This window comes from Acinetobacter sp. 24-47-66 (genome assembly GCF_056779755.1).
The window spans coordinates 1-346 of record NZ_JBWYIL010000045.1 but is presented as its reverse complement, the minus strand read 5'-3'; the positions used below and the strand labels follow the sequence as shown (position 1 = coordinate 346).

The window sequence follows — 346 nt, the reverse complement described above, 5'->3', positions numbered from 1 at the left end:
TCGATGAGTTCAGCAGGCTGACCTGCAGTACCAAACCCACCAATCATAATGGTTGAACCGTCTTTAATTTGGGAGAGGGCTTCGGTTAAAGTCTTTTGAGATTTATCAATCATAGCGTTTTATAGATAAAGCTATCTATATCCTTTTCGGTCTTGCAAAAATTTAAACAAATCAAAATGATTAGATTTGGATTGGTCTAAATTCTTTAGTTGAATAAGATAAAGGGATGGATGCGAAATCCATCCCTTTATTATTTTTAAGCTGATGCGCGGCGGCGTTCAACTTCAGTAGAAGGCGCACCTTCAACGTCTTTCACTAATTCAATGTCAAATTGAATATGTTTGAA

At 36.7% G+C, this 346-nt stretch carries 2 protein-coding genes; both read right to left on the bottom strand.

Annotated features, from left to right (window positions below):
* Nucleotides 1–113: CoA-transferase (locus AC1M84_RS14300; RefSeq protein WP_481588093.1), on the bottom strand; the 113-nt coding region annotated here is incomplete at its 3' end.
* Between the two features lie 143 nt (nt 114–256).
* Nucleotides 257–346 (bottom strand): hypothetical protein (locus AC1M84_RS14295; RefSeq protein ID WP_481592540.1); only part of this gene is annotated, 90 nt, incomplete at its 5' end.